The sequence below is a fragment of the Psychrobacter sp. 1U1 genome, assembly GCF_051847535.1.
Lineage (GTDB): Bacteria > Pseudomonadota > Gammaproteobacteria > Pseudomonadales > Moraxellaceae > Psychrobacter > Psychrobacter saeujeotis.
This window is the reverse complement of the sequence record NZ_JBPYDD010000004.1, coordinates 256,991-280,684: the sequence shown is the minus strand read 5'-3', so window position 1 is coordinate 280,684 and position 23,694 is coordinate 256,991. Positions and strand designations below refer to the sequence as shown.

19 protein-coding genes are annotated in these 23,694 nt (G+C 43.3%); 14 read left to right on the top strand and 5 right to left on the bottom strand.

Going from position 1 to position 23,694, the window contains the following annotated elements; genetic code table 11:
* Window positions 1–91: 91 nt before the first annotated feature.
* Window positions 92–1,573 carry a tRNA (N6-isopentenyl adenosine(37)-C2)-methylthiotransferase MiaB gene (miaB, locus tag ACS8FB_RS07865; protein ID WP_439261923.1) on the bottom strand — a complete coding sequence of 494 codons (1,482 nt, stop codon included), beginning with the start codon at window positions 1,571–1,573 and terminating at the stop codon, window positions 92–94.
* Window positions 1,574–2,201: 628 nt separating this feature from the next.
* On the opposite strand from miaB, the gene ACS8FB_RS07860 reads away from it, so the two are divergent.
* The 4 genes from ACS8FB_RS07860 (at window position 2,202) to ACS8FB_RS07845 (ending at window position 7,043) form a co-directional block, all read left to right on the top strand.
* Window positions 2,202–4,238: a lytic transglycosylase domain-containing protein gene (locus ACS8FB_RS07860; RefSeq protein WP_439262140.1), complete on the top strand. Its 2,037-nt coding sequence runs from the start codon at window positions 2,202–2,204 to the stop codon at window positions 4,236–4,238.
* A 257-nt stretch (window positions 4,239–4,495) separates the two neighbouring features.
* Entirely contained in the window at window positions 4,496–5,317 is an 822-nt protein-coding gene (locus tag ACS8FB_RS07855) for a T2 family ribonuclease (RefSeq protein WP_439261921.1), read from the top strand.
* Between the two features lie 294 nt (window positions 5,318–5,611).
* Window positions 5,612–6,595: a malate dehydrogenase gene (locus ACS8FB_RS07850; protein ID WP_299217665.1), complete on the top strand. Its 984-nt coding sequence runs from the start codon at window positions 5,612–5,614 to the stop codon at window positions 6,593–6,595.
* Between the two features lie 208 nt (window positions 6,596–6,803).
* Entirely contained in the window at window positions 6,804–7,043 is a 240-nt protein-coding gene (locus ACS8FB_RS07845; RefSeq protein WP_299217662.1) for a DUF2789 domain-containing protein, read from the top strand.
* A gap of 78 nt (window positions 7,044–7,121) precedes the next feature.
* On the opposite strand, the gene ribF is transcribed toward ACS8FB_RS07845, so the two are convergent.
* Window positions 7,122–8,165, bottom strand: coding sequence for a riboflavin biosynthesis protein RibF (gene ribF / locus ACS8FB_RS07840; protein WP_439261919.1), 1,044 nt, complete (start codon window positions 8,163–8,165; stop codon window positions 7,122–7,124).
* Between the two features lie 203 nt (window positions 8,166–8,368).
* Between ribF and ACS8FB_RS07835 the strand changes: the two genes are divergently transcribed.
* A complete protein-coding gene (locus tag ACS8FB_RS07835; RefSeq protein ID WP_439261917.1) occupies window positions 8,369–8,995 on the top strand; it encodes a GNAT family N-acetyltransferase in 627 nt (208 codons plus the stop codon).
* A 22-nt stretch (window positions 8,996–9,017) separates the two neighbouring features.
* Here ACS8FB_RS07835 and ACS8FB_RS07830 read toward each other — a convergent pair whose 3' ends face one another.
* From ACS8FB_RS07830 to ampD, 3 genes are all read right to left on the bottom strand, one after another.
* Window positions 9,018–9,662, bottom strand: a complete 645-nt coding sequence (locus ACS8FB_RS07830; RefSeq protein WP_439261915.1) for a hypothetical protein — start codon at window positions 9,660–9,662, stop codon at window positions 9,018–9,020.
* Window positions 9,663–9,809: 147 nt separating this feature from the next.
* Complete coding sequence (gene murJ, locus ACS8FB_RS07825; RefSeq protein ID WP_439261913.1) at window positions 9,810–11,360, bottom strand: murein biosynthesis integral membrane protein MurJ; 1,551 nt, start codon at window positions 11,358–11,360, stop codon at window positions 9,810–9,812.
* A gap of 153 nt (window positions 11,361–11,513) precedes the next feature.
* On the bottom strand, window positions 11,514–12,113 hold the full coding sequence (ampD, locus tag ACS8FB_RS07820) for a 1,6-anhydro-N-acetylmuramyl-L-alanine amidase AmpD (RefSeq protein WP_439261911.1): 600 nt from the start codon (window positions 12,111–12,113) through the stop codon (window positions 11,514–11,516).
* 207 nt (window positions 12,114–12,320) lie between these two features.
* Between ampD and ACS8FB_RS07815 the strand changes: the two genes are divergently transcribed.
* The 9 genes from ACS8FB_RS07815 (at window position 12,321) to ACS8FB_RS07775 (ending at window position 23,574) form a co-directional block, all read left to right on the top strand.
* Window positions 12,321–14,438, top strand: coding sequence for an Lnb N-terminal periplasmic domain-containing protein (locus tag ACS8FB_RS07815; RefSeq protein ID WP_439261909.1), 2,118 nt, complete (start codon window positions 12,321–12,323; stop codon window positions 14,436–14,438).
* Window positions 14,439–14,447: 9 nt separating this feature from the next.
* Window positions 14,448–15,287, top strand: a complete 840-nt coding sequence (locus tag ACS8FB_RS07810) for an SDR family oxidoreductase (RefSeq protein ID WP_439261908.1) — start codon at window positions 14,448–14,450, stop codon at window positions 15,285–15,287.
* Window positions 15,288–15,450: 163 nt separating this feature from the next.
* Complete coding sequence (locus tag ACS8FB_RS07805; protein WP_439261906.1) at window positions 15,451–16,488, top strand: hypothetical protein; 1,038 nt, start codon at window positions 15,451–15,453, stop codon at window positions 16,486–16,488.
* A 76-nt stretch (window positions 16,489–16,564) separates the two neighbouring features.
* The gene (gene pyrE, locus ACS8FB_RS07800; RefSeq protein WP_439262138.1) at window positions 16,565–17,281 is read left to right on the top strand and encodes an orotate phosphoribosyltransferase; all 717 of its coding nucleotides are present in this window, start codon (window positions 16,565–16,567) and stop codon (window positions 17,279–17,281) included.
* A gap of 152 nt (window positions 17,282–17,433) precedes the next feature.
* Window positions 17,434–18,399 (top strand): glutathione synthase, encoded by a 966-nt coding sequence (gene gshB, locus ACS8FB_RS07795; protein WP_439261904.1) that lies wholly within the window; start codon window positions 17,434–17,436, stop codon window positions 18,397–18,399.
* 237 nt (window positions 18,400–18,636) lie between these two features.
* On the top strand, window positions 18,637–19,722 hold the full coding sequence (murG, locus tag ACS8FB_RS07790) for an undecaprenyldiphospho-muramoylpentapeptide beta-N-acetylglucosaminyltransferase (RefSeq protein WP_439261902.1): 1,086 nt from the start codon (window positions 18,637–18,639) through the stop codon (window positions 19,720–19,722).
* 90 nt (window positions 19,723–19,812) lie between these two features.
* Window positions 19,813–21,252: a UDP-N-acetylmuramate--L-alanine ligase gene (gene murC / locus ACS8FB_RS07785; RefSeq protein WP_439261900.1), complete on the top strand. Its 1,440-nt coding sequence runs from the start codon at window positions 19,813–19,815 to the stop codon at window positions 21,250–21,252.
* Between the two features lie 29 nt (window positions 21,253–21,281).
* Window positions 21,282–22,376 carry a D-alanine--D-alanine ligase gene (locus ACS8FB_RS07780; protein WP_439261898.1) on the top strand — a complete coding sequence of 365 codons (1,095 nt, stop codon included), beginning with the start codon at window positions 21,282–21,284 and terminating at the stop codon, window positions 22,374–22,376.
* Between the two features lie 400 nt (window positions 22,377–22,776).
* A complete protein-coding gene (locus ACS8FB_RS07775; RefSeq protein WP_439261896.1) occupies window positions 22,777–23,574 on the top strand; it encodes a cell division protein FtsQ/DivIB in 798 nt (265 codons plus the stop codon).
* Window positions 23,575–23,694: the final 120 nt, after the last annotated feature.

The window sequence follows — 23,694 nt, the reverse complement described above, 5'->3', positions numbered from 1 at the left end:
AAAACTTATCATTGCGTCATAAAAAAGTCGCTTACTAGCAAATAGTAAGCGCCTTTTTTTGTTTGTATTTAGATATTTAGACTAAATAGATTTAGGCTAAAACAGCTTCAAGCTCACCCTTAACCATATGCGGACTCACAAAATCCGTTACGCGCACATTGACGATTTTACCGAGTAGCTGATCTATTTGTTCCATATCATAAGGGAACATAACAGTACGGGTATTGTCCGCCGTGCCGATTAGGCAATCTGGGTGACGATCTGCCACTTGTTCAACCAATACGCGAGTCGTCGTGCCGACCATTTCATGAGTTTTAGCAAGTGTTGAGTCAATAATGACTTGCTGAAACTCTGCTAAACGCTCTTTTTTGGTCGTAAAGCTCACATTGTCAGGCAGCTCTGCTGCTGGCGTACCTGGGCGCTTAGAATAGATAAAGCTATAAGAGTGATCGAAGTTTAACTCTTTTGCCAGGTTCAATGTATCTTGGAAGTCTTGATCGGTTTCACCAGGGAAGCCAATGATAAAGTCGCTCGACAGGTAAATGTCAGGACGAATAGCTTTGAGTTTATTAATCTGATTGATATAAACATCGATCGTATGATTGCGTTTCATCGCTGCAAGGATGTTGTTTGAGCCACTTTGTACAGGTAGATGCAGGTGCGATACCAGCTCTGGTAATTGCGCATAAGCATCAATGATATCATCAGTAAACTCTAGCGGATGGCTTGTAGTATAGCGAATACGCTCAACGCCATCGATATGTGATACATAATGCAGCAGCTCAGCGAAACGGCAAATACTGCCATCATCCTTTTCACCGCGATAACCATTGACGTTTTGACCGAGTAGGTTGATTTCACGAATACCTTGCGCCGCCAAACTGTCAATCTCAGCCAATACATCGTCTAATGGACGTGACAGCTCTTCGCCGCGTGTATAGGGTACGACGCAAAATGAGCAATACTTTGAGCAGCCTTCCATAATAGAAACAAAGGCCTTATAACCCTCTACCTTGGGCTCAGGCAAAAAGTCAAACTTTTCGATACTAGGAAAAGAGATGTCAATGGTGCCAATACGATTTTTGGGAGCGATATTGCGTTGCTCGCTTGATTGATCATATAGTTCTGGCAGACGGTGCAAGGTCTGCGGCCCAAATATCATATCAACGTAAGGCGCGCGTTTTTGGATATTGTCCCCTTCTTGCGAGGCCACGCAGCCACCGACTCCAATAACCAAGTCTGGACGTTTCTCTTTCAATTTGCGCCAACGGCCCAATTCTGAAAAGACTTTTTCTTGGGCTTTTTCGCGGATAGAGCAGGTATTCATTAAAAGCACATCCGCCTCATCAATATCTTGTGTCACCACCATGCCGTGCGAATCACCCAGCACATCAAGCATTTTATCAGAGTCATAAACGTTCATCTGACAGCCTTGAGTCGTGATAAATACTTTCTTAGTAGCGGCTGAAGCAATTTCTGGATTTGTCTCTACGAGTGCATTGATAGCAGGCGCAGTGACATCAGTTTTAGCACTAGCGTCAGTGATGCGGGGGTCGAATACAGAAACACTCATAAGTTAAAATCCATAATTATCAAAAATTATCAAAACATGGCAACGATAGGCCATTAATGCGTGGCGTATTTTATCATAACCATCTACTAATGTGAAAAGTAACCGTATAGTATTGGCCATTATTGTTATAAATTATTTATAATACTATCAATTGCTTATCATGATTTTTATAGGTGTTTGACGAATATAGCAGAGTCGGCGCTATATCATCTCTGTGTTACGCGCCACTCTCTTATTTATTAACGAATAGTAAGGGCGCTGGTTGAAGGTCAGATGAATGTAGTATGATAAGTGTGATACTACCAATACAGTACATTGTTCTAGTCTTTACTTATTTTGACTGATCTCTACTCATTTTAATAAGTAGTGAGCCTATCATGGTATGAATGAACAGATAGTCGATGTTAATAAAGAGTATTTGTCAAATATTAGAATGACGTTCATAAAGTTAGTACAGGAAATGAGCACAGATAAGAGAGCTAAAACAGCATAAAGGGTTTTGGCAGTAAATGATGATTAAAATACAAAGAGAGAAAGTATGAGAAAGCAGTCAGCTGCCAATCACATTCAAAATAACAGCCAAGCTAGTGATTTTGCTATGTCTAAACCTAAACGCCATATAACTGTTATGGGCGTGCAAGCCCGATCATTACGTATTGGGGCGCTAAGTCTAGTCACCGCAATGAGTGCAGCTGGGTTGTCACAGGTTGCTTGTGCACAGCCTACAACCTCTTATGGTAATAGTTACCAGCAAGACAACAGTGTGGATTACTTTACATTAGCTGCACAAGCGGCAGACCGCGGGGACGTTAATGCCTTGTTTAATTATGAGCAATTGATGAGTGGCGGATTGTTTGCCATGTATCCGACCTACTGGCGTATGAATCTAGATTTAGAGGCACAAACCTCTGCCGCCGTATCGCAGTTCGTTCGTCAGTATCCTAATACGGTAATGGCTGAAAAATTGGTTGCTGATTTTGCCGAAACAAAAGCCGCTTCAGGTGACCACGCTTCGGTACGTCAAGTTGCTAATTTAGTGACAAATGGCGATCGTAGTGAGCGCTGTGCTGTTGCTCTTGGATTTAATAGTGGCGGTGATACGATGCGTGCGCTGGCAGAAAAGTCAGATGTTTGGTTGAACACGCTTAAGCAGCCTGCACTGTGTGATCAGCTTGCCACTGAGCTTAATAATAATACGCTTATTAGTAATCAAGACCGCGCCGCTCGTCTCAAACGTATGTTACGTAAAGGCAAGACAGGCGATATTATGGCATTATCATCACGTCTTGGTACGCCGATTCCTTATTCTACGTTAAGCGAGATTCAGCTTAATCCAAGTGCTTATTTTGGTCGCTTTAGCATGCAGCCTAATAACCAAACCAACCAGTATTTATATCTATATGCTATAGGACGACTCGCTGAAAAGTCATACCGTGAAGCTGCTCTGCAGTTAGATTTTGATATCAAACAAGACAATCAGCGTTCAGCCAAATTATTGAATGATGATACACGTCGCTACGCTTACCGTATTCTAGGGGTAGAGCGTATGAACCACACCACTGATGATGGTTTTAGCGCTGAGGCTATCGACTGGTTTCGCAACAGCTTAGACGATGATTTTAACTTTGAAGAAGCTGAAGATTATGCCAAGGCGGCTATCCGTTTTAGCCGTTGGGATGATGTGATCGAATCTATCTCGCAGATGGATGCTGAAACCCAAAAACTGAATCAGTGGCAATATTGGTTAGCACGTGCATACGAACAGTCAAATAACAGCAGCAAGCGCAATACGGCTAAGAAAATGTATCAATATTTGGCCAAAAGTAATGATTATTATGGTTTGATGGCTAAAGACAAAGTCGGACAGCGTTTCGATGCTAGGAGCTTAGGTGGTAGCAACCTGCCAAATGTAAGTACTGCTGATAAAGCTCGTGTTCTACAAGACCAACACTTTGCACGCGCTTTTGCTTTATATAATGCTGACGCTAGCCGTGCCTATGCCAACCGTGAATGGAACTGGGCTGTAAAGCAGGCACGCGATAATCGTGATGATGGCTTAATTATTGCAGCGGCTCGTCAAGCGCATGATATGGGCTGGCTTGATCGTGCTATTTATGCTGCCGACAATACTAATAGGATAAACAGTTTGGCATTATCGCATCCAATGCCGCATCAAGATGCGGTGGTACGTTATAGTCAGTCGGCCGGTATTGATCCAGCATGGGCTTATGGCATTATGCGTCAAGAAAGCCGCTTTGTGACGTCAGCACGTTCTAACGTTGGCGCTAGTGGACTTATGCAAATCATGCCAGGTACAGCAAAATATATCGCACGTAACCTAGGTGAGTCGTATAGTGCCAGCCGTGCCAATAGTGGAGACACTAATATTCGCTATGGCACATGGTATATGAGTGATATCTTGAGTAAGCTGAACTATCAGCCTGTACTGGCAACGGCAGGTTACAATGCTGGTCCTAACAATGCCAAACGCTGGCAACCTACTTATGGTCCGCTTGCCGCAGATCAGTATGTTGAATCGATAGCCTATCCTGAGACTCGTAATTATGTGAAGCATGTAATGGAGAACGCGACTGTTTATAGTAGTTTGTTGGGTCGTACTAAGTCGATTAGTGAACGTATGGGCACAGTGCCAGCAGCGCTTTAGATTTAACAGCGATCTGATTTTTCCTATGTCGGTATTATAAAATTAAAGTTTTTGTAAGTGGTAGTAAGGACGATGTGAAAGCGCTTTGCTACCTCTGTTATAATTGTCATTCTTTACAAAGTTTTACTAAACGGTTCATTTAAAACTGTTGCTTAAATTATTAGCATTTTACGTTCAGAACTTAGCTGCATTTTACTGTATGATGTTGCCTAAATGCTGCTGTCCATGTTTAATAACTATTGAGTATTTTTTTATTTATGATAAACAATGCCCCCATCCGGCTTGCGCATACGTTCACCAGATTTCAGTTATCTGCTCGAAAGCGTGCGCGCCAGTTTGTGCGGGTATTTGTTTCAATAGCTAAATTACGGCGAAGTGATATAAAAAGAGATGGGTCACAAAGATATTGGTCGAACAAACTTGAAAATAATGTCCCTAATAAAAATCATTATCTAACCTTGAATATTGTAGGTCTAATCCTACTACAAGGCATATTTTTACTACCAGCACAGGCAGCAAATGCTATTCAATCTAATCAAAGGGTACTAATGATTGAGATGACACCAGCGCTGTGTAATTTGCAACCTTCACGCGCACGCATGCGTCAATGTTTAGAAGGTTATTCCTTGACGGTATCTGGGCTGGATATGGGATATGGAGAGCGCTGTGGTCGCGGTAGTGATCCACGTTTAACGCCGTTGCAGCTAAAAGTTGTTAATCGTATTATGCCTGATACGACCGTACGTAGCCAAGCATGGCAGCATCATGGTGCTTGTAGTCCGCTGAGCGCCAGCAGCTATTTTCGCCAAATTACCAACTATGCCGGCGTTTTAAAACTACCTAGCGAATTGAATACAGGTAATAGTTATACGGTTTCAAAGTCTCGTTTTATTAGTCAAATGACTCGCCTCAATAGTGGAATGTCTTCTGCTAGTGTTGATTTGATCTGTCAAGCTGGTAATCGTCGTCAGTCTGTACTGACTGACATACATGTTTGCTACGACGGTGGCCAGTTTGGTAAATGCAACGAAGTAATAAATAGTTGCGGCAGTAACTTTATTATTTCGGGTGGTAAGTAGCCATAACTATTGATGAGACAAATCAATTAAAGCAGTTCTCTTACTGTACAGCCCTTTCTTATGTGCATGATGGTTTTTGCTGACAAACTTTTGTACGTATAAAATGTAACAATATAGACATCAGTAAGCACATCGTTGTCCCTAGACGGTTTACTAAATGAAGTGCTACACTAGCTTTCGGTTTGTGACCGCTACCATTGAGCAAGTCTATATCTCATTGCGCAAGTCCATATCTATTATGCTTGTCTGTATAATGATGACGACATTATCTAATAATTAATTAGGGAGTATTCTATGAAACAGCCTTTACGTATTGCCGTGACTGGTGCCGCTGGTAATATCAGCTACGCGATGCTATTTCGTATTGCATCTGGTGAGATGCTTGGTAAAGATCAACCAGTTATTTTACAATTGCTTGAAATCACACCAGCGCTTGATGCTTTAAAGGGCGTGGTCATGGAATTAGAAGACTGTGCATTCCCATTGTTGGCAGGTATTGTCCAGACTGATGATGCCAATGTTGCATTCAAAGATATCGATTATGCGTTACTAGTAGGTGCACGTCCGCGTGGCCCAGGTATGGAGCGCAAAGACTTGCTAGAAGCCAACGCTGCGATCTTCTCAGCACAAGGTAAAGCATTAAACGAAGTGGCCAGCCGTGATGTAAAAGTATTGGTCGTCGGCAACCCTGCCAACACCAACGCGCTAATCGCCCAGCGTAATGCGCCAGATCTTGATCCACGTAACTTTACTGCCATGACTCGTCTAGATCACAATCGTGCGATGGCACAGTTGGCTCAAAAGACTGACAGCACTGTTAATGACATTAAAAACATGACTATCTGGGGCAATCACTCATCAACTCAGTATCCAGATCTAACCGCTTGTACGGTAAATGGTAAGCCAGCATTAGATTTGGTAGATCGCGACTGGTACGAAAATACTTATATTCCAGAAGTACAACAGCGCGGTGCAGCAATCATCAAAGCGCGCGGTGCATCATCTGCGGCCTCTGCTGCCAATGCTGCCATCGCTCATATGCGTACATGGGCACTCGGTACTGATGAAAACGATTGGGTATCAATGGGTGTTTATTCAAACGGCGAATACGGTATCGCTGAGGGTTTGATTTACTCATTCCCATGTACATGTAGCAACGGCGATTGGTCTATCGTAGACGGCGTTGACGTGTCATCAGATTTCTCAAAAGAGAAGATGGCAGCTACAGAACAAGAACTTAGCGAAGAGCGTGATGCGGTTGCACACCTGCTTCCATAGGTCGTAAATTTGCTAAACCCATTGTACAAAGTAATCTAGAAGAAGCCCTCTTATATAGAGGGCTTTTTGGGTTTTAAGCGTACATCAATACAATTGATAACGTTAGATACACGTTGATTAACAGCGAATAAAAAAAAGCTTGCTACAATAAATGCGTTCGTTGAAATAATAAGTACAATCAAACTTGCATTATTTAAGGAGAGACAATATGTTGGGTGAACCTGAATATAATATGAATGAGCTATTTGCTCAGTTGGGGCTAGATAGCTCGGATGAAGCGATTGATGAGTTTATCGAAAAGAACCAATTAGCAAAAGAAGAAGAGCTGATCGATGCTCATATTTGGAATGATAATCAGCGTATGTTTTTGCAAGAAGAATGGCAAAAAGATGCAGTGTGGGTTGAGACGATTGATGAATTAAATGTACGCTTGCATCCAGACGCTTAGAGTAAAACAACAGATGAATTAAAAAAGCCCACAACCTTACAGCTTGTGGGCTTTTTATCTGCAAACAAGTTGCGCTCTTTAACTTATTTGTTGATGCTCTCGCCATTCAAGTAATTCTTTAACATCTTGATGAATACCTGCTTTAAGGTCTTCTAAACTCTCGTAGCGCCGTTCACCATGCAAAAAATGCAAAAAGCGTACTTGTAAGGTTAGATCGTACAAATCGCCTTCAAACTCTGGAAAATGCACTTCCAAGCGCCAGTTATGTGCTTTATTAATAGAAGGTCTGATACCGATATTTGCAGTACCAAACAAGCTATGCGGACGTAGGCCTACCACACCTGTTTTCTTACCCGTAGCCAGTTTTGCCAAGCCATGGGGTATTATTCTGCCTTTATCATCAAGACTGACCACATCAACAGCAAAAATACCATGAAGTGCAGGCTTTAAACGATCCAGATTTATATTAGCGGTGGGAAAGTCCATCGTTCGACCGATTTTATCTCCGCTGACAACCGATCCTGTCATAGTATAGTCGCGACCAAGTAAAACATTGGCCGAGTCGATATCCCCTGCTAACAATAAGTCACGAACACGTGTGGAGCTAATGCGGGCCGCTTTACTGCTATCATCGGTGACCGTATGTAGATTGGTCACATTTAATCCATAATCTCGTAAAAACTGACTGTCACCAGTACGATCATGACCAAATTTAAAGTCATCACCTAATACCAAAGCTTTGACATTTAGGCGCAGTGCCAACAGATCAGCGAACGCCTGCGCTGATAGCGAACGAAACTCATCATCAAAGCTTGCAACGATTAAAGTGTCGACTCCATGCTCGGCTAATAAGGCTTGCTTTTCTACTAGATTGGTCAAGCGCGCTGGAGCCTTGGCTGGTGCAAAAAACTCGCGCGGTTGGGGTTCAAATATCATGACGGCAGAATGGAGGTTTTGCGTGTTAGCGATGTCACGCACTTGCGCTAACATCGCTTGATGACCTAAATGTACACCGTCGAAGTTGCCAATAGTAAGCACGCAAGGTGCCAAATCTACAGGACTGGTATCTGCAGGCAAAGTGCTTGGTGATGCAATCAGTTGCTCAAGAAAATAGGTGTTCATAAATTTCAGCTATGATAGATAAGACCAAATAAAAAAACAAAAAACACACCTGTACTAAAAAACGATGTGTCTAAAACCAGCTATTATAAAGTAAAATAGTCACACTAACATCTATAGTCTGCTGATAATACAAGTATAGTCAATCTACTATAAAAACGTTACATCGCCTCATTATTTACTATGCCATTAGCTATGGAAACTCTATGACTAACATTACTTTGAATGCTATACCGCCTAATTCATCAATATACAATCTTGACGAGCAGTTTATGGTGCATCTTGCCAATAAACAGGATTTACCAGAGATTTTGGCAATTTATAATCAAAGTATTGCCGGCAAGCAAGCGACAGCAAACTTGACGCCGGTGACTTGTGAAGAGCGTGCAGAGTGGTTTGATGAACATCTAAATAGTCCAACGCGTCCCATTTATGTAGTTAGAGCAGCGGTTATATCAGCAGATGATGATAAGATTGTCACACAAACAAAGTCACCAATCGTTGCATGGGGCAGCTTTAGTGATTTGTATGCTCGTACGGCTTACCATATTAGCACTGAGATTAGCATCTACCTGCATCAAGGCTACCAAGGAAAAGGCTTGGGCAGTTTGCTCGCACGCTGGATGCTGGCGCAAGCGCCAAATCTTGGAATTCAAAATGTCGTCGCGCTTGTCTTTGCCCACAATAAACCAAGCTTAGGACTGTTTCGTAAGCTTGGTTTTGAGCAGTGGGGTTATATGCCAAAAGTATGTGATATGCAGGGGTTTATCGCGGATGTTGTAATGCTTGGTAAAACCGTGGTAGTTGAACAAACAAAGGCCGATAACGCATAATTAATAACAGACCCTAAATGTTCTAGCCTAAAATTTTCCATTGGCCATCTATCTTTTGCAGCTCATAGGTCAGTGGCGCAGGCTCACTTTGGTCTTTCAGCATGAGCTCACCGGTGATAGTGGCACGCGTTTTATCATCATTATATGTAGTATCAGTAATAGTGACGCCTTCGACCGTTTGCTGAAAAGCCAACTGCGTATTGGCCAGCTCCTCTTCAAAGTTTGCCATATCTACTTCATAATAAGAGGCAGATTTTTTTGCATCATCATAGTACAAGCTGTTTAGCGCTTTTTTAACAGTATCTTCTGGTGTACCAGCTTCAGTAGGATTGGTGACTAGACTTTTCTGCTTGGCAGAGGAGGTAACTGGATTGATATTATCACTATCAATAGCAGTTTCCTCTTCAACGCTATCTGCTGCTATCTGTTCACTTTCAACAGCATTGTCAGCATTAGTTAATTCTGCTTCAGCTGCCTCATCCTCAGAGGTCTCAACGACAGCTGCGGTGTTTTGAGTATCACTGTCTGCTGTCTCTGTTTTTACATTGTCATTATCGCTACAACCAGTTAAAAGTAGTCCAGTGCTTAGTACGCCGACAGTTAGTATGGTTGGCAAGCGTAATAGTCTAGGTCGTGAAAATTGTAACGTTGAATTTTTAGTTATCATAATAGTCCTCAATAGTCATTTATTCATTAAAAAACAATTATGGCAACTATCAGCGTCATTCACTATCAATTCTCATACTAAGCTTGTTTTGGTTTCGTAATCTTGTACGCCACTGAGTTTTCAACACTGAGTTTTCAACACTTAGTTTTAACCGTGTTTTAGCTGACGAGGACGGAAGCCTGTTGCTAACAATACCACGCCATAAACTACCGCACCAACCGCACACATAATGAGCAAAGCTGCTATACGTCGCCATTGAGCGTCATCCGTTGGAAAGTAGGGCAGCATGATATAAAGGACGGCGACCATGGCGCTTGTAGAAATCGCAAATTGAGCAAAAAGCTTTTTCCAGTGACTGCCAAAACGGAATATCTCACGCTTATGTAAGAAATAATACAACAAGCCTGCGTTTACAAAGGCTGCCCCCGTCGTTGCTAATGCCAAGCCGCCATGCAGCGGCATGTCAAAGAAGTAAAATATGCCGATAAATATGACACTAAACACCATATTGGCAAAAACGGAAACGATACCGATTTTTACCGGTGTTCTAGTATCTTGGCGGGCAAAAAATGCTGGCGCGAATATTTTAATCAGCATAAATCCTAAAATACCACCTGCCATACTGCGTAACGCCAGCGCACTCATCTGCGCATCACGTAAGGTAAATTCACCACGTAAGAACAGCGCCTGCATCAACGTATCGGCCAGTATAAACAGAGCTGCTGATGCTGGAACACCAACCAAAATGATTAGCCGCGCTGCCCAATCAATGGTCTTTTTAAAGCTAACATCATCTTTTTGCGCCTCACTTTTTGACAAGCTTGGCAGAATAACCGTACCGATAGCGACACCGATTAGTCCTAGTGGTAGCTCGCTCATACGTTCGGCAGCATACAACCAAGAGACTGAACCACCAATCATAAGAGAGGCGAAGACAGTATTGAGCAGCAGATTAATCTGAGTGACAGAGACGCCAAAGATAGCCGGCAGCATAAGTTTTAAGATGCGTCTAACGCCTTCGTGTTTGAAATCAACTTTAGGTGCGACCAGCAGTTTTTGTTGCCATAGCTGTGGCAGCTGTATTAAAAACTGCAACAAACCAGCGATAGCGACCGCATAACCGAGCGCCATAATCGGCGTATCGAACATTGGAGCAAATATTAGCGCAGCGCCAATCATACATAAGTTTAATAATACTGGTGCAAAGGCTGGCGCAGCAAAACGCCCGTAACTTTGCAAGATACCGCTGGCAAAAGCGGTCATAGAAATAAACAGTAAGTAAGGGAAGGTAAGACGGAGCAGCTCAGCGGTAATGGCAAATTTGTCGGGCTGATCGGCAAAGCCAGGCGCAAATAATGTCACCACCCAAGGCGCGATTAAAATGACAACGACTGTCAGCATGGATAAAACTAGCAACAGCGCCCCTGAGGTACGACTGACTAAAACCTGTACCTGTTGCAGACTGTATTTTTCTTTATATTCGGACAGTACAGGAACGAAAGCTTGGCTAAACGCACCTTCCGCAAACAGACGCCGCAAAAAGTTTGGTATCTTAAAGGCGACCAAAAAAGCATCCATCAGGCCACCTGCGCCAAAGACACCTAATAGTACGATATCGCGCACTAGACCTAAAATACGCGACAGCATGGTCATGCTACTGACCACCATGGTTGAACGAAATAACCGACTTTTTGCCATGAGAACCTATTTTGCCAAATTGTTTACTGATGGTTGTTTGCTGATGTAGTGTTGTCAAAAAACTGACGGATTATAGCACTTTCATGGCATATCTCTAGCATAGATAAATGAATTGAATGTGGAATTGACTGCTGCTGTTATTATGAGTAATCGCTACTTACATAATTTCTCGGCCACCAGCTCACGCAACTTCGCCCATTCAAAATAATCACCAGGATCTGTCTTACGTCCCGGTGCAATATCACTGTGTCCGGTTAGGTGTCGGCGGGTTTTTGGATAGGCGGCGTATATAGCGGCGACTACTGCTGCAAGCGTGTCGTATTGAGCGATGGTGAAGGTCACAAAATCTGACCCTTCAAGCTCGATGCCAATGCTATAATCGTTACATTCAGGTCGGCCAAGGTAGCTTGATCTACCCGCATGCCACGCGCGTTCATCGAAATTTACAAATTGAGTAATAGAGCCATCACGTTCGATAAATAGGTGCGCTGAAACTTCTGCGCCTTCAATCGTCTGAAAATAAGGATGTGCGTCCCAGTCTAATTGATTGGTAAATAGCGCTTTTACATAATGTACGCCGTCAGTACCACAGGTGCCAAACTCATTCGGTGGTAGGCTAATATTATGGATGACGATAGTATCAATAGTCGTATTGTCAGGTCGTTTATTATAATTCGGTGATGCAACCCACGTCGCGTCGGATAATAGGCCGTCTTTGATAGTCATTGACGATGGGGTAGCTGAACTGAGCATAATGTTCTCTTTATCTTATATAGTGGTATTAATAAGTTTTCGTAAAGTAGCAACAAACATAATTTATATGCTTAAGAACCAAATAATTAAATAGTTTAGCTCAAGGATAGTTTTTGAAATATTTAAGTCAACAACCTAGCAGAACTTGTTGACCAGACCTTAGCAGCGCTACCAGCCTATCAATATTAACGTGCGAGATTTTACCTTATGTCTATAAAGCCGTCTTCTATATCTGTAGATTGTACCTTAAGCGCAATTACCCTGCGAGCTTGCAGTCATCGAGCACGTTTGTCACTTGTTATTGCTGGGCTACTACTCTCTGCAAATGCGCAGGCCTTTTTGCCAACGCCATTGTCAGTAGTGACGACAGGAGAATTAGCGCCTGATATAAGTTCTGCGCCTCAAGCAAAAGCGGTGAATTTGGATAGTGACAAGAGTGTGCAAAACAATCAAGCTCATTCACTACAAGCCGAACAACTATTAGCCACATGGCGTAAGCAGGTGCAAGCAGACAATCTTGCTGAGCATACAACATGGCGACGGTTATTATATTTTTTGGATGATAAAAAGTCGTTCTTTAATAGAGATGCGCCCAAAAGCTTAATCGATAGTCCAGAGTTTTTTCTCAGTGCTAACGGACAACAAGATGCCAGTGCTGAGCTTGATGCGATGCTTGTGGCATTTGCCAATCAAATCGCAACCTCTCAAACCATACAGTCTACCAATAACTCAAACTCAGCCATTTGTCGTTTTCCAGCGCGCACGCACTGGCTTACTGAGACTTTGGGCATTAATAGTTCGAGCTTGCAAGCTGACTGCCCAGAGCTTAAAGAGTGGATGGCTATGCTGAACCCCGAGCAGCTGTCGATTATGTTTGCTGAGGAGTATTTGGACAATCCTATCTCCGCTTTTGCTCACACCTTGCTGCGTATTGACTCGCCAGCAAGCGCGGCAAATCCTAGCCAAATTCATCATGCTTACGCGCTCAACGATACCGTCGATGGTAATCCTGATGATGCTTTTGCTGTTTATGCTATCAAGGCTACCAGTGGCGGCTATGATAATAGGATTGAGATTGACCCTTATCCAGAGAAGCTGGCCAAGTATCTCAAAGACGATGAGCGTGACGCTTGGACGTATCAGTTGGATTTGACACCCGCAGAAGTGCAGCAAATTATATTGCATGTATGGGAAACCAAGGATTTAGATATTCTTTATTATTTCACCACAGATAACTGTGCTTCTGAGATTTTACGGTTGATTGATGTCGTGCGCCCTGAGCAGGATTTGCTCAGTCAATTGCCCTATGTCGTTATTCCTTCCGACGTGATTCAACTGCTAAATAAAGAAGCCATATTAGCAAATGCCCGTTACACACCAGCTGACAGTACCGTACGTCAAGCTGAGCTGAATAAAGCCAAAGCAGCAGCGCTTGGTTATCAGAAACTGTCTAAAGATGACGCTCTTGATATTAAATCAGCAGAGCGCAATTTGGCATCAAGTATATCTGCTGGTGATGCTGACCCAAAAACGATTATAGATCATGGCATTGTCGCCTCAGATAATAACCCTATCGACAGGCATCCTTTGCAAGTGGCTCAAATTGGTATTGGGCAGCGCGGTGACAACAGCTATGTTGATGTTGGGTTACGTCTAGGCTTTCATGACACCCTTGATCGGGCGTCAGGATTTTCACAGTTCTTTAATTTAGAAGCGCTCGCCACTACGCTGCGCTTTTATGATACTGATAGCAGTAAGGACAATGAACCTGATAGCGTGGTATTAGAAAACTTTACCGTGCTGCGCGGACGCTCTTTTAATCCGGTCAATACTGCCAAGCAAGGCAAGACTTGGGGCGCAAGTGTCGAAGCAACGCGTGTGAACGATGGCTCGCAAGCCGAGGGTCGGGATCATCTAGTTGGGAGCGTTGGCTATGAAACTGGCTGGTCGTGGGCGTTCGGTACACCTAGTGCTGGTACTGGTGAGATGCCGCCACAGTTATGCTATGCCCTATTATCAGGGAAAGGGCAAGCCGGGCGCGGGATTAATAAAGGTTTTCGCGTAGGCGCAGGCGTAAATGCTGGCTGCCGTTATCAGATTAACAATCAGTTACGCGCGCAGGCTGAATTGCAATTGCCATATTGGTATCATGGCAGCAGCGACGACTCTAACACTCGCGGTCATTATTGGCAGCCGATCTCAAGCTTAGGTCTGCAATACGATATCGATAAAAAACAAGCATTACGCATCAATGCCAACTACGACTGGCAAGATCGCGTCGATGCCAATGACGATGTGCAATTGTCATACAGACGCTATTTTTAAGGATATAAAATGAGTACGCAAAATTTACTGATTATCGGACAAGGTGATATCGGACTGCCAGTCACCAATAAACTTGCTGAGGACGGTTTATCGGTCACGGGTCTTGCCCGCAGTAAACGCGAACATTATGATTTAGATAGTAATGCAAAGTTTATGCAAGCTGATGCGTTGACACTTAGCGCTGAGCAGCTCCAAGACTTTACTCATATGGCAGTTATCGTCACTCCCGATGAATATTCGACCAGCGGTTATCACGATAGTTACTTGGCGATTAATCAACATTTAGCAGAGCTTGCGGACACGCTAACCAACCTTGTGCGCGTGGTTTTTATTTCCTCAACGGGTATTTATGGGCAGGATAGTGGCGAATGGATTGATGAAGATACTGCGCCTGTTACTCCTGAGCGCGCAGCTTCCAAAGTGATACTCCAAGCAGAACAAGCGCTGCAACAAGGTTTTGGTCATAAAACCATTGTCATTCGTCCGAGCGGAATTTACGGACGTGAGCGTCTCATGCGCCTACGTAAAGCCCGCGAGCCACAGAAAAAGCCCGTGGCAGCCGCGCACTGGAGCAATCGTATTATGGATCGTGATTTGGTCAATATTATCGCCAATGTACTGATTACAGATGCGCCGAAGCCCCTTTATATCGCCACTGACTATGCGCCAGTCACAACTTTTGAGCTAGGCGTTTGGTTAAGTGAGCAGATAGGAGAGACGCCTCCTGCTATTGATAATAAAAAAACAGCGGTTACGGGGAAACGCTTACATAGCAACATTCCGTTAGCTTGGCTCAATTATCCTGACTGGCAAGCAGGTTATCGTGATATTTTGAGTCATCAAGAGTAATGCCAAATCCAAAAAGTATGATTAGCGGTGTCAAACTCGTTTAGTCTACAATATGTAGTACTTACACTTGTTTTCCTTGCTACTCTAACTTTTGTGAAAGGCATAAGATGACAGTTTGATTTAATTAGAATTGATTTTATGTTTTATAGTTTATGGAGATTTCATGACCCAGCCTTCTACTTCTGATAATCGCTTATCCAGTGCTGAACGTGCAGTAATAAGCGATAAACTGGCAGAAGGCAATGCTGATCTGTCGTCTACATTGGCTGATAGTAAGCAGCCTGCGATCGTGCACCCTAACTTTGATCCGAGCCAATCGCCACTTGATCCTGCACGGCCTTTAAGTGATATCCCAGAGCCTGCTCGACGCCTAAATGGTCAATTGCGACGGCTCTATGGAAATTCTGCGCGGTTTTATCAGCCTAATGAAGACAGCTTATCGAAATGGGAGCTGGTTGCGTCAGAGGCATTGGCTGAGCATTTGTCATTATTAAATGCGGCAAAGCTTGTCGAGTTTCCTGATAATTTTTATCAAAATCATAGCGAGCAGCCGTTATTATCGCCACTAAGTGACATGACTCTATTAGATATGTCGGATATTCAGCAGGCAATTCGCGCTCATCCAAAACTGAATCGTTATGGTTTTGCGCTTGCTGATAGCCCAGTAAAAATTAATAAAAATGACGGTGGCTCTAACAACAATGTCTCTAATAACGATTTTAATAAAAAAGATACCAAAGCGTCTTCTGCCTCGTTACGTGCTTTGACCAAACGTTATAATCCTGATGAGTTACTCAACAGCCTTTATGCTGATGACTGGCAAGTGATTTTGCAGCCGCAGCAGTTTGAGACAGGCGAGGGCAGTTTGGCTACAGATATTATGGCGTGTAGCGTCGCTCTTCATGCTTTAAAGCAATGTAGTACGCGCAAAACTATCAATCATAGCTATAGCGCGGCGCAAATCTGTCAGCATGTCCGTAGCTATTTGCTTAGCCAGCTTGATCTTGAACCAGCACAGCGTTATCAGTATCGTCAAGTGCGACTATTTGCAGGACATATTATTGTTGCGGCTTATCATTTAGGCTGGGACATACAAGTGAGCCATGATGGTCAATGCTATTTTAATCTCTCATCGCGTAATGGCCTACTGACTCGTTATCCGAATATGCAAGATTACGACATCAATGGTTGGTCAAGCTGACCAATAATGCGTACAATAATGCAAATTTTTTGCCCTTTATTTTGCTGATAGGAATGCCATAATGCTCAATGCCTCAATGACTAATGCTCAACCTGCCCAAAACGTTTCTTTCTCATCGCATCAATTTATTCAGCTCGCTTTAGACAATCAAGTTTTAAAGTTTGGTGAGTTTGTGCTTAAGTCTGGTCGTATCAGCCCATATTTTTTTAATGCTGGCTTGCTAGCGACAGGTGAGATGTTATCGTTACTAGCGCGCGGTTATGCAGATGCTTTGGCTGAACAGATGGCAGCTAGCAATAACGGTGCAGAGCAGCAAGAGCTGGTTATTTTTGGCGCGGCTTATAAAGGTATTCCATTTGTGGCCGCAACCGCGCAAGCGTTATGGCTGCATCATGGCATCAATGCTAAATGGGGTTATAATCGTAAAGAAGCCAAAACTCATGGCGAAGGTGGTAACTTAGTGGGTGCTGATGTCAGTGGCAAAGCTGTCTGGGTGCTTGACGATGTTATTACTGCGGGTACAGCGATGCGCGAAGTGGTCGAGATTTTAGAGCAATCGGGTGCAAGTGTGGCGGGTATTATTGTTGCTCTTGATCGCAAAGAAAAAGGCCAAAATGATCATTCTGCTATACAAGAGCTTACCGCGACGCTAGAAGTGCCTGTACATGCTCTCGTTAATATTGATGATTTAATTAGTTATTTAGCAGACGACCATGGTGCACAAAGCGGCCAGTATAAAGACGCGACCCAACTTGCAAAGATGCAGCATTACCGCGAGCAGTACGGCGTATAGTTTGTTGTTAGGATGCTGTTCTTGAGCTGTATTCAAGCGTTAGTATATTGCAGGTACTTATAAATAAGGGTTTATAAATACCTGCCTATAGATTAAGTGTCTGTCAATTTTAATAACTGCCTATTTATAATATAACGTAAGTGAGCCTTATCATGAGCCAAGAAAATCAAAAAAAATCTCTAAAAATACTCGTTATCATGGATCCTATCGAGCAGGTTAACTATAAAAAAGATACCAGTTTGGCAATGATGTGGGCCGCTCAAGACCGCGGTCATACGCTTGGTTATTGTCAGATTCATGATCTATGGTTGGATCGTGGGCAGTTGATGGTCGATACACAGCCAGTAACGGTAAAGCGTGATCCTGAAAACTTCTATACGTTAGGTGATAAAGCGACAGGTCCGGTCAGTGACTATAACGTGATTTTGATGCGTAAGGATCCACCGTTCGACATGCGCTTTATTTATGCAACCTACCTGCTCGATCATGCCAAAGCGGCAGGCGTGTTAGTGGTCAATGACCCGCAAGCGATTCGCGACTGTAATGAGAAGCTGTTTGCGACTTGGTTTAGCGAGTATATGAGCCCAACGATTGTGACCAGTAAACAGGCCCACATTCGCAAGTTTATCGCTGAGCAACAAGACGTAATCGTCAAGCCATTAGATGGGATGGGCGGAACTGGTATCTTTCGTCTGACCGCCGACAGTGCCAATATCGGCGTAACGCTGGAGATCTTGACTGAACTTGAGACCTTGCCAATTATGGCACAGCGTTATCTACCTGAGATTATTGAGGGTGATAAGCGTGTGTTGATCGTCGATGGGGTAGTGGTTGATTATAGTTTGGCACGTATTCCAGTCAAGGGCGAGACCCGTGGTAATCTAGCTGCAGGTGGTAGCGGTGTGGCCATGCCGCTCACCGATATTGAACGTCAAGTGGCAGAAGTAGTCGCTCCTATTGTCAAAGAAAAAGGTCTCATGTTCGTTGGTTTAGACTTAATCGGTGGCCGGATTACAGAAATTAATGTCACCAGTCCCACTTGCGTCCGTGAGATTGATGATCAGTGTGGTACGGACATTGCGACAGACTTTATGATAGCGATAGAAGCTCGTTGTTAAGGATTGTATTTTGAAGATGAGCGGTTATTAATTTTTTGATATCTCTCATTTTTATTGTTTGGCATTAAAGTGTTTCAACCCATTATTTAAGCGATAAAGTGCTATATAAATGAGCATAAATTCCTCTATACTATGCGGTCTTTAGTGTATGAGCTTTTATAGTGAATTATTATTATTAATATATGAGTGGCTACTACTTAATATTTGTTTCAGTAAAGATAAGAAAGGCAGGCGTTAATGAAAACACCGCACATAATGATGATGGCCGCTGGTACGGGTGGCCATGTATTCCCAGCTCTGGCAGTTGCTGAGGAATTGACCCAACGCGGTGCCGTCATTCACTGGCTAGGTACGCCAAACGGTATGGAAAATGGTTTGGTCAAACCAGCTGGCTATGATTTTCATCCTATTGCGATGCAGGGATTGCGTGGTAAAGGTATCACGCGCCTAGCCAAGTTACCTTTTACCTTACTATCAGCGACGATGGCTACAGTCAAAATTATTCGTAGCAATCAGATTGATATGGTGGTGGGTTTTGGCGGTTATGTCACAGCACCCGGCGGTATTGCAGCACGTATGACCAATACGCCACTAATTATTCATGAGCAAAATGCCATCGCTGGTATGAGCAATCGTTATTTGGCGAAGATTGCAACTAAGGTACTACAAGCGTTTGATCATACCTTTGCTGATAGTACACAAGATGCAAAGCTTGAAAGCGTTGGTAATCCAGTACGTAATGCGATTTCGGGTGTCGCTGAACCGATTAAGCGCTACGATATCAGTGATCGTTCACCTTTAAAGCTATTAGTCGTTGGTGGCTCATTGGGCGCGCAAGTGTTAAACGATACCGTACCTAAGGCACTTGCGTTAATAGGCCGTCCTTTTGAGGTACAGCATCAGTGCGGTCGTAATAATGAGCAAGCGACAAAAATAGCTTATGATAGCGAGGATTTAAGCGCTCATAAGTTCACTGTACAGCCATTTATTGACGATATGGCAGCGGCGTACAACTGGGCAGATATTATCGTTTGTCGAGCAGGCGCGTTGACAGTTACCGAAATTCAAAATGTCGGTATTGCCGCGATTTTTGTACCGCTACCTCATGCAGTTGATGACCATCAGACTGCTAATGCACGCACCTTGACGTCACACGATGCTGCGATTTTATTACCGCAGTCTGAGCTAACAGCGCAGCGTCTGAGTAATGAGCTTGCAGCGCTTGATCGCCACACTTGCTTGGAGATGGCAAAAAAAGGCCATGCCCTTGCCAATCGTAGCGCCACTAGCCAAGTTGCTGATATTGTTTGGCAAGCCTTGTAGCCTATATCTTCAGAAGCTACTGTTTCCATAACTGGTTGTTTCTACAACTAATTCAATAAATTTACTGGCCTTTAATAAAGAGAACCTTTTATGTCTACCTCCGCGAAAGCTCTACCCAAGCGTTTGATTGAAATACCAGAAATGCGCCGTATCCAGCATTTGCATTTTATTGGTATTGGTGGCTCGGGAATGTGCGGAATCGCTGAGGTTATGAATAATCAAGGCTACCAAGTTAGTGGCTCTGATATTGCTGATAGCGTGGTAACTCGGCGTCTACAGCAGATTGGTATTGAGATATCAATTGGTCATGATTCCAAGAATATCGCGAATGCAGATGTCATCGTTGTATCCTCAGCAATTGATCGTAGCAATCCTGAAGTAAAAGCGGCGTTAGAGGCGCGTCTACCAGTGGTACGCCGCGCTGATATGCTTGGCGAATTAATGCGTTATCGTCATGGTATTGCCGTTGCGGGCGCGCATGGCAAGACTACAACGACTAGTTTGCTGACTACTATGATGGCAGAAGGGCAGCTCGATCCGACCTATGTGATCGGCGGTAAGCTAAATGCATCTGGTAAAAATGCTGCGCTTGGTAGCAGTCGCTATCTAGTTGCCGAAGCGGATGAGTCTGATGCATCGTTCTTGTCATTGCATCCAATGGCAGCGATTGTCACCAATATCGATCAAGATCATATGGAAACTTATGAAAACAGCTTTGATAAATTAAAAGCCGCTTATATTCAGTTTTTACAAAACATGCCGTTTTATGGCTTGGCTGTGGTATGTGGTGACGATCCAGAGCTATATGCAATGATTGATGATATTGGCCGTCCAGTACTAACTTTCGGACTTGAGCCGTTCAATGATGTGCAAGCGATTGACGTGGTTAGTGAAGGCACTAAGACTCACTTTACGGTACTGCGCCGTGACCGCGAGCCACTACGTTTAACGTTAAATATCCCAGGTATTCATAACGTCTATAATGCCCTTGCTGCTATCACCATGGCAACTGATGAAGGGGTAAATGATGACGCTATTGAGCGTGCTTTACAAAAATTTGAAGGTGTCGGACGCCGCTTTGAGCAGCATGCTTCTGTCAGTGTTGATGAAGGTGATGTCTTACTCATTGATGATTATGGGCATCATCCAAAAGAAGTCGATGCCACGATTAAAGCGGCGCGCCAAAGCTTCCCAGATCGTCGTTTAGTGATGCTGTTTCAGCCGCATCGTTATAGCCGTACGCGTGATTGCTTTGACGATTTCGTTGAAGTGCTCTCAAATGTTGATGAATTGCTATTATTAGATGTATATTCAGCGGGCGAAAGTCCTATTGCGGGTGCTGATACTAAGGCCTTGGCACGTAGTATTCGTCTTCGCGGCGCCGTTGAACCTACGATTGTTGATAAAGACAATCTTGCGCCCGTTATGCAGCGTCTTCTAGAAGCTAATGACATGCTCTTGACCCAAGGCGCTGGTAACATTGGTCAAATTGCAATCGATTTAGCTGCAAATGATTTATATCTTAAATAAGTTTTAAAAGATTTTTGGAAATCGTACTCATGACTATTAATGACAATCAACACACAAATCTTCTCAATAGTGTCAACGATGGTGCTGATAATGAAACACTTATCACCAATCCAGAGTCAGCTTTAGCAGCAGCTGCTCAAGCAGAGAAAGATGGTATAGAAAATAACCAGCCAAGCCAAGCCTCATCATTGAGTGTTGCGACGAGCAAAGTCAAAGATGCCAGTGAGTTTGGTAAAGTCGCTGTCATTTATGGCGGTAGTAGCAATGAGCGCAGCGTATCATTAGACAGTGGCGCAGCAGTCTTGCAAGCATTACAAAACCAAGGTGTTGATGCCATACACTTTGATCCTAAGCATCAAGATATTACCGAGCTACGTGATTATGATCGAGTGTTTAACGTGTTGCATGGTCGCGGCGGCGAAGATGGATTGTTACAAGGCGTGTTGCAATGGTTTGATATCCCGCAGACAGGTTCAGGAATTTTAGCATCGGCACTTGGCATGGATAAAGTACGTACCAAGCAATTGTGGCAGGGCTGCGGCTTATCGACAGCGCCATTCTCATTACTAACGGCTAATACTGACTGGCAGCAAGTCGTCAACATGCTAGGGCTACCTTTGATTATTAAGCCCGTTCATGAAGGTTCAAGTATTGGCATGACGAAAGTCAATAACCTTGACGAGTTGCCTGCAGCATACGCAACGGCAGTACAGTGCGGTGATGCAGTAATGGCGGAACGCTGGATTACTGGACGCGAGTTTACGATTGTTGTTATCGATGACGAAGCTTATCCAGTGATACGTCTTGAGCCTGCCGACATTACCAATTTTTATGACTTCGAAGCAAAATACAACCGTAACGATACCAGTTATTATATTCCGTGTGGTTTGAGCGATGCTGACGAAAAGCATTTGCAAGCGTTGAGCCTTGCAGCATTCCGCGCGGTTGATGCAAAAGGTTGGGGACGTATTGATGCGATGCAAGATGAGGCGGGCAACTTTTGGCTACTTGAGATCAATACTGTCCCGGGTATGACCAGTCATAGTTTAGTGCCCATGGCGGCTAAGGCTTACGGTATGGATTTTGATATGTTGTGCTGGCATATATTGGCACAGACACTTTAATAGATAAAAGGATAAGTAGAGACTGATTGTCATCGCTTATTTTACATAAAGTGAATTTTATTACGGTTTATCAAACTAAATAGGTAATTTTTCTAGTACTATATTGAACAAAACGGATATAATGCCACTTCATATTGTATCACTAGCCCTGCTATATCCCAGCTTCATGTAAACTTGTGTAAAATCACTGGCTACAGCATGGGTTAGGCTATTGTTTACCATCAAAATACGTTAAGATTGTTATGATTGGCTTATGTTGATGATATTCAGCTCATTTTAAGCATTTTCTGTTATACAGAATGATAAAGCTATGATAAAAGGTGTTTATTGGAATAACAGTTATTCAATCAAATATTTATTAAGTTAACAACATATAAAAAGTATAGGGGCAAATGCGGCTATGGCTCAAACTGTCAATGGAACAACTGACTTGATGAGTAATGACGTCCGTCGCCCAGGATCTAGCTTACAAATACCTTTATGGGTAAAGTACATTTTTACGACTCTGGTAATAGGGTTATTGTTGTTAATACTATTAATGGGTGGTAAAGCTTTACGTGATGCACCGCCAGCGGCTATTCATGTTGATACACAAGACTTATCTACTGCTCAGCATCAAGTACTGCAACAGACCATGAACCAGCAGAAAGTAAGCAGTTTTTTTACAACTGATTTACAAGCGTTACGAGATATTGCCATGAGTCTTGCTTGGGTTGATGAAATTAGTGTGACTCGAGATTGGCAACAAGGTATTGTCATTACTGCACTACCTAAACAAGCAATAGCCAATTTTGGTACGGAACGACTGGTTGATGCAAAAGGTGCAGTATTCGTGCCAGCTGATAGTGAAGCGTTGATTCAGCCGCAGTTTGCTACATTGCAAGGTGAAGTAGACCAAGCACCTGTGATTATGCAACAAATGCAACAAATCAATGATTGGTATGTTCCGCTTGATATGCGAGTAGAGGATATTATTTTAACACCTCGAATGACGTGGCTGGTACGTTTTGATAACGGTCTACGGGTCATTGTTGATAACGAAAATACTGCTCAAAAACTGCTCAATTTGAGTCAACTTTTGAACAATCAATTGGCTGATCGTCGCGACAATATACAATCGATAGATTTACGTTATAAAAATGGTTTTACAATAGCGTGGAAAGTAAAAGAGTCGTCGGCAGAGTCTCCGACGAGCTAGTCTGTAACATAGGGTTTATGCTTTGTGGTCTGGTTATATGAGTAGGATAGTTGCACAATTTTTGTACTATAAATGATAGAGTGAATCAAATAGTACTGTTCTAATGATTCAATAGAGACA

Coding starts and splice junctions, on each gene's coding strand:
- ribF (WP_439261919.1), bottom strand. CDS start 8,165: ATGAACACCTATTTTCTTGAGCAACTGATTGCATCACCAAGCACTTTG.
- gshB (WP_439261904.1), top strand. CDS start 17,434: ATGAGCCAAGAAAATCAAAAAAAATCTCTAAAAATACTCGTTATCATG.
- ACS8FB_RS07810 (WP_439261908.1), top strand. CDS start 14,448: ATGAGTACGCAAAATTTACTGATTATCGGACAAGGTGATATCGGACTG.
- ACS8FB_RS07815 (WP_439261909.1), top strand. CDS start 12,321: ATGTCTATAAAGCCGTCTTCTATATCTGTAGATTGTACCTTAAGCGCA.
- ACS8FB_RS07835 (WP_439261917.1), top strand. CDS start 8,369: ATGACTAACATTACTTTGAATGCTATACCGCCTAATTCATCAATATAC.
- ACS8FB_RS07850 (WP_299217665.1), top strand. CDS start 5,612: ATGAAACAGCCTTTACGTATTGCCGTGACTGGTGCCGCTGGTAATATC.
- ACS8FB_RS07780 (WP_439261898.1), top strand. CDS start 21,282: ATGACTATTAATGACAATCAACACACAAATCTTCTCAATAGTGTCAAC.
- ACS8FB_RS07855 (WP_439261921.1), top strand. CDS start 4,496: ATGATAAACAATGCCCCCATCCGGCTTGCGCATACGTTCACCAGATTT.
- murJ (WP_439261913.1), bottom strand. CDS start 11,360: ATGGCAAAAAGTCGGTTATTTCGTTCAACCATGGTGGTCAGTAGCATG.
- ampD (WP_439261911.1), bottom strand. CDS start 12,113: ATGCTCAGTTCAGCTACCCCATCGTCAATGACTATCAAAGACGGCCTA.
- ACS8FB_RS07860 (WP_439262140.1), top strand. CDS start 2,202: ATGGGCGTGCAAGCCCGATCATTACGTATTGGGGCGCTAAGTCTAGTC.
- ACS8FB_RS07830 (WP_439261915.1), bottom strand. CDS start 9,662: ATGATAACTAAAAATTCAACGTTACAATTTTCACGACCTAGACTATTA.
- murG (WP_439261902.1), top strand. CDS start 18,637: ATGAAAACACCGCACATAATGATGATGGCCGCTGGTACGGGTGGCCAT.
- murC (WP_439261900.1), top strand. CDS start 19,813: ATGTCTACCTCCGCGAAAGCTCTACCCAAGCGTTTGATTGAAATACCA.
- miaB (WP_439261923.1), bottom strand. CDS start 1,573: ATGAGTGTTTCTGTATTCGACCCCCGCATCACTGACGCTAGTGCTAAA.
- pyrE (WP_439262138.1), top strand. CDS start 16,565: ATGACTAATGCTCAACCTGCCCAAAACGTTTCTTTCTCATCGCATCAA.
- ACS8FB_RS07805 (WP_439261906.1), top strand. CDS start 15,451: ATGACCCAGCCTTCTACTTCTGATAATCGCTTATCCAGTGCTGAACGT.
- ACS8FB_RS07775 (WP_439261896.1), top strand. CDS start 22,777: ATGGCTCAAACTGTCAATGGAACAACTGACTTGATGAGTAATGACGTC.
- ACS8FB_RS07845 (WP_299217662.1), top strand. CDS start 6,804: ATGTTGGGTGAACCTGAATATAATATGAATGAGCTATTTGCTCAGTTG.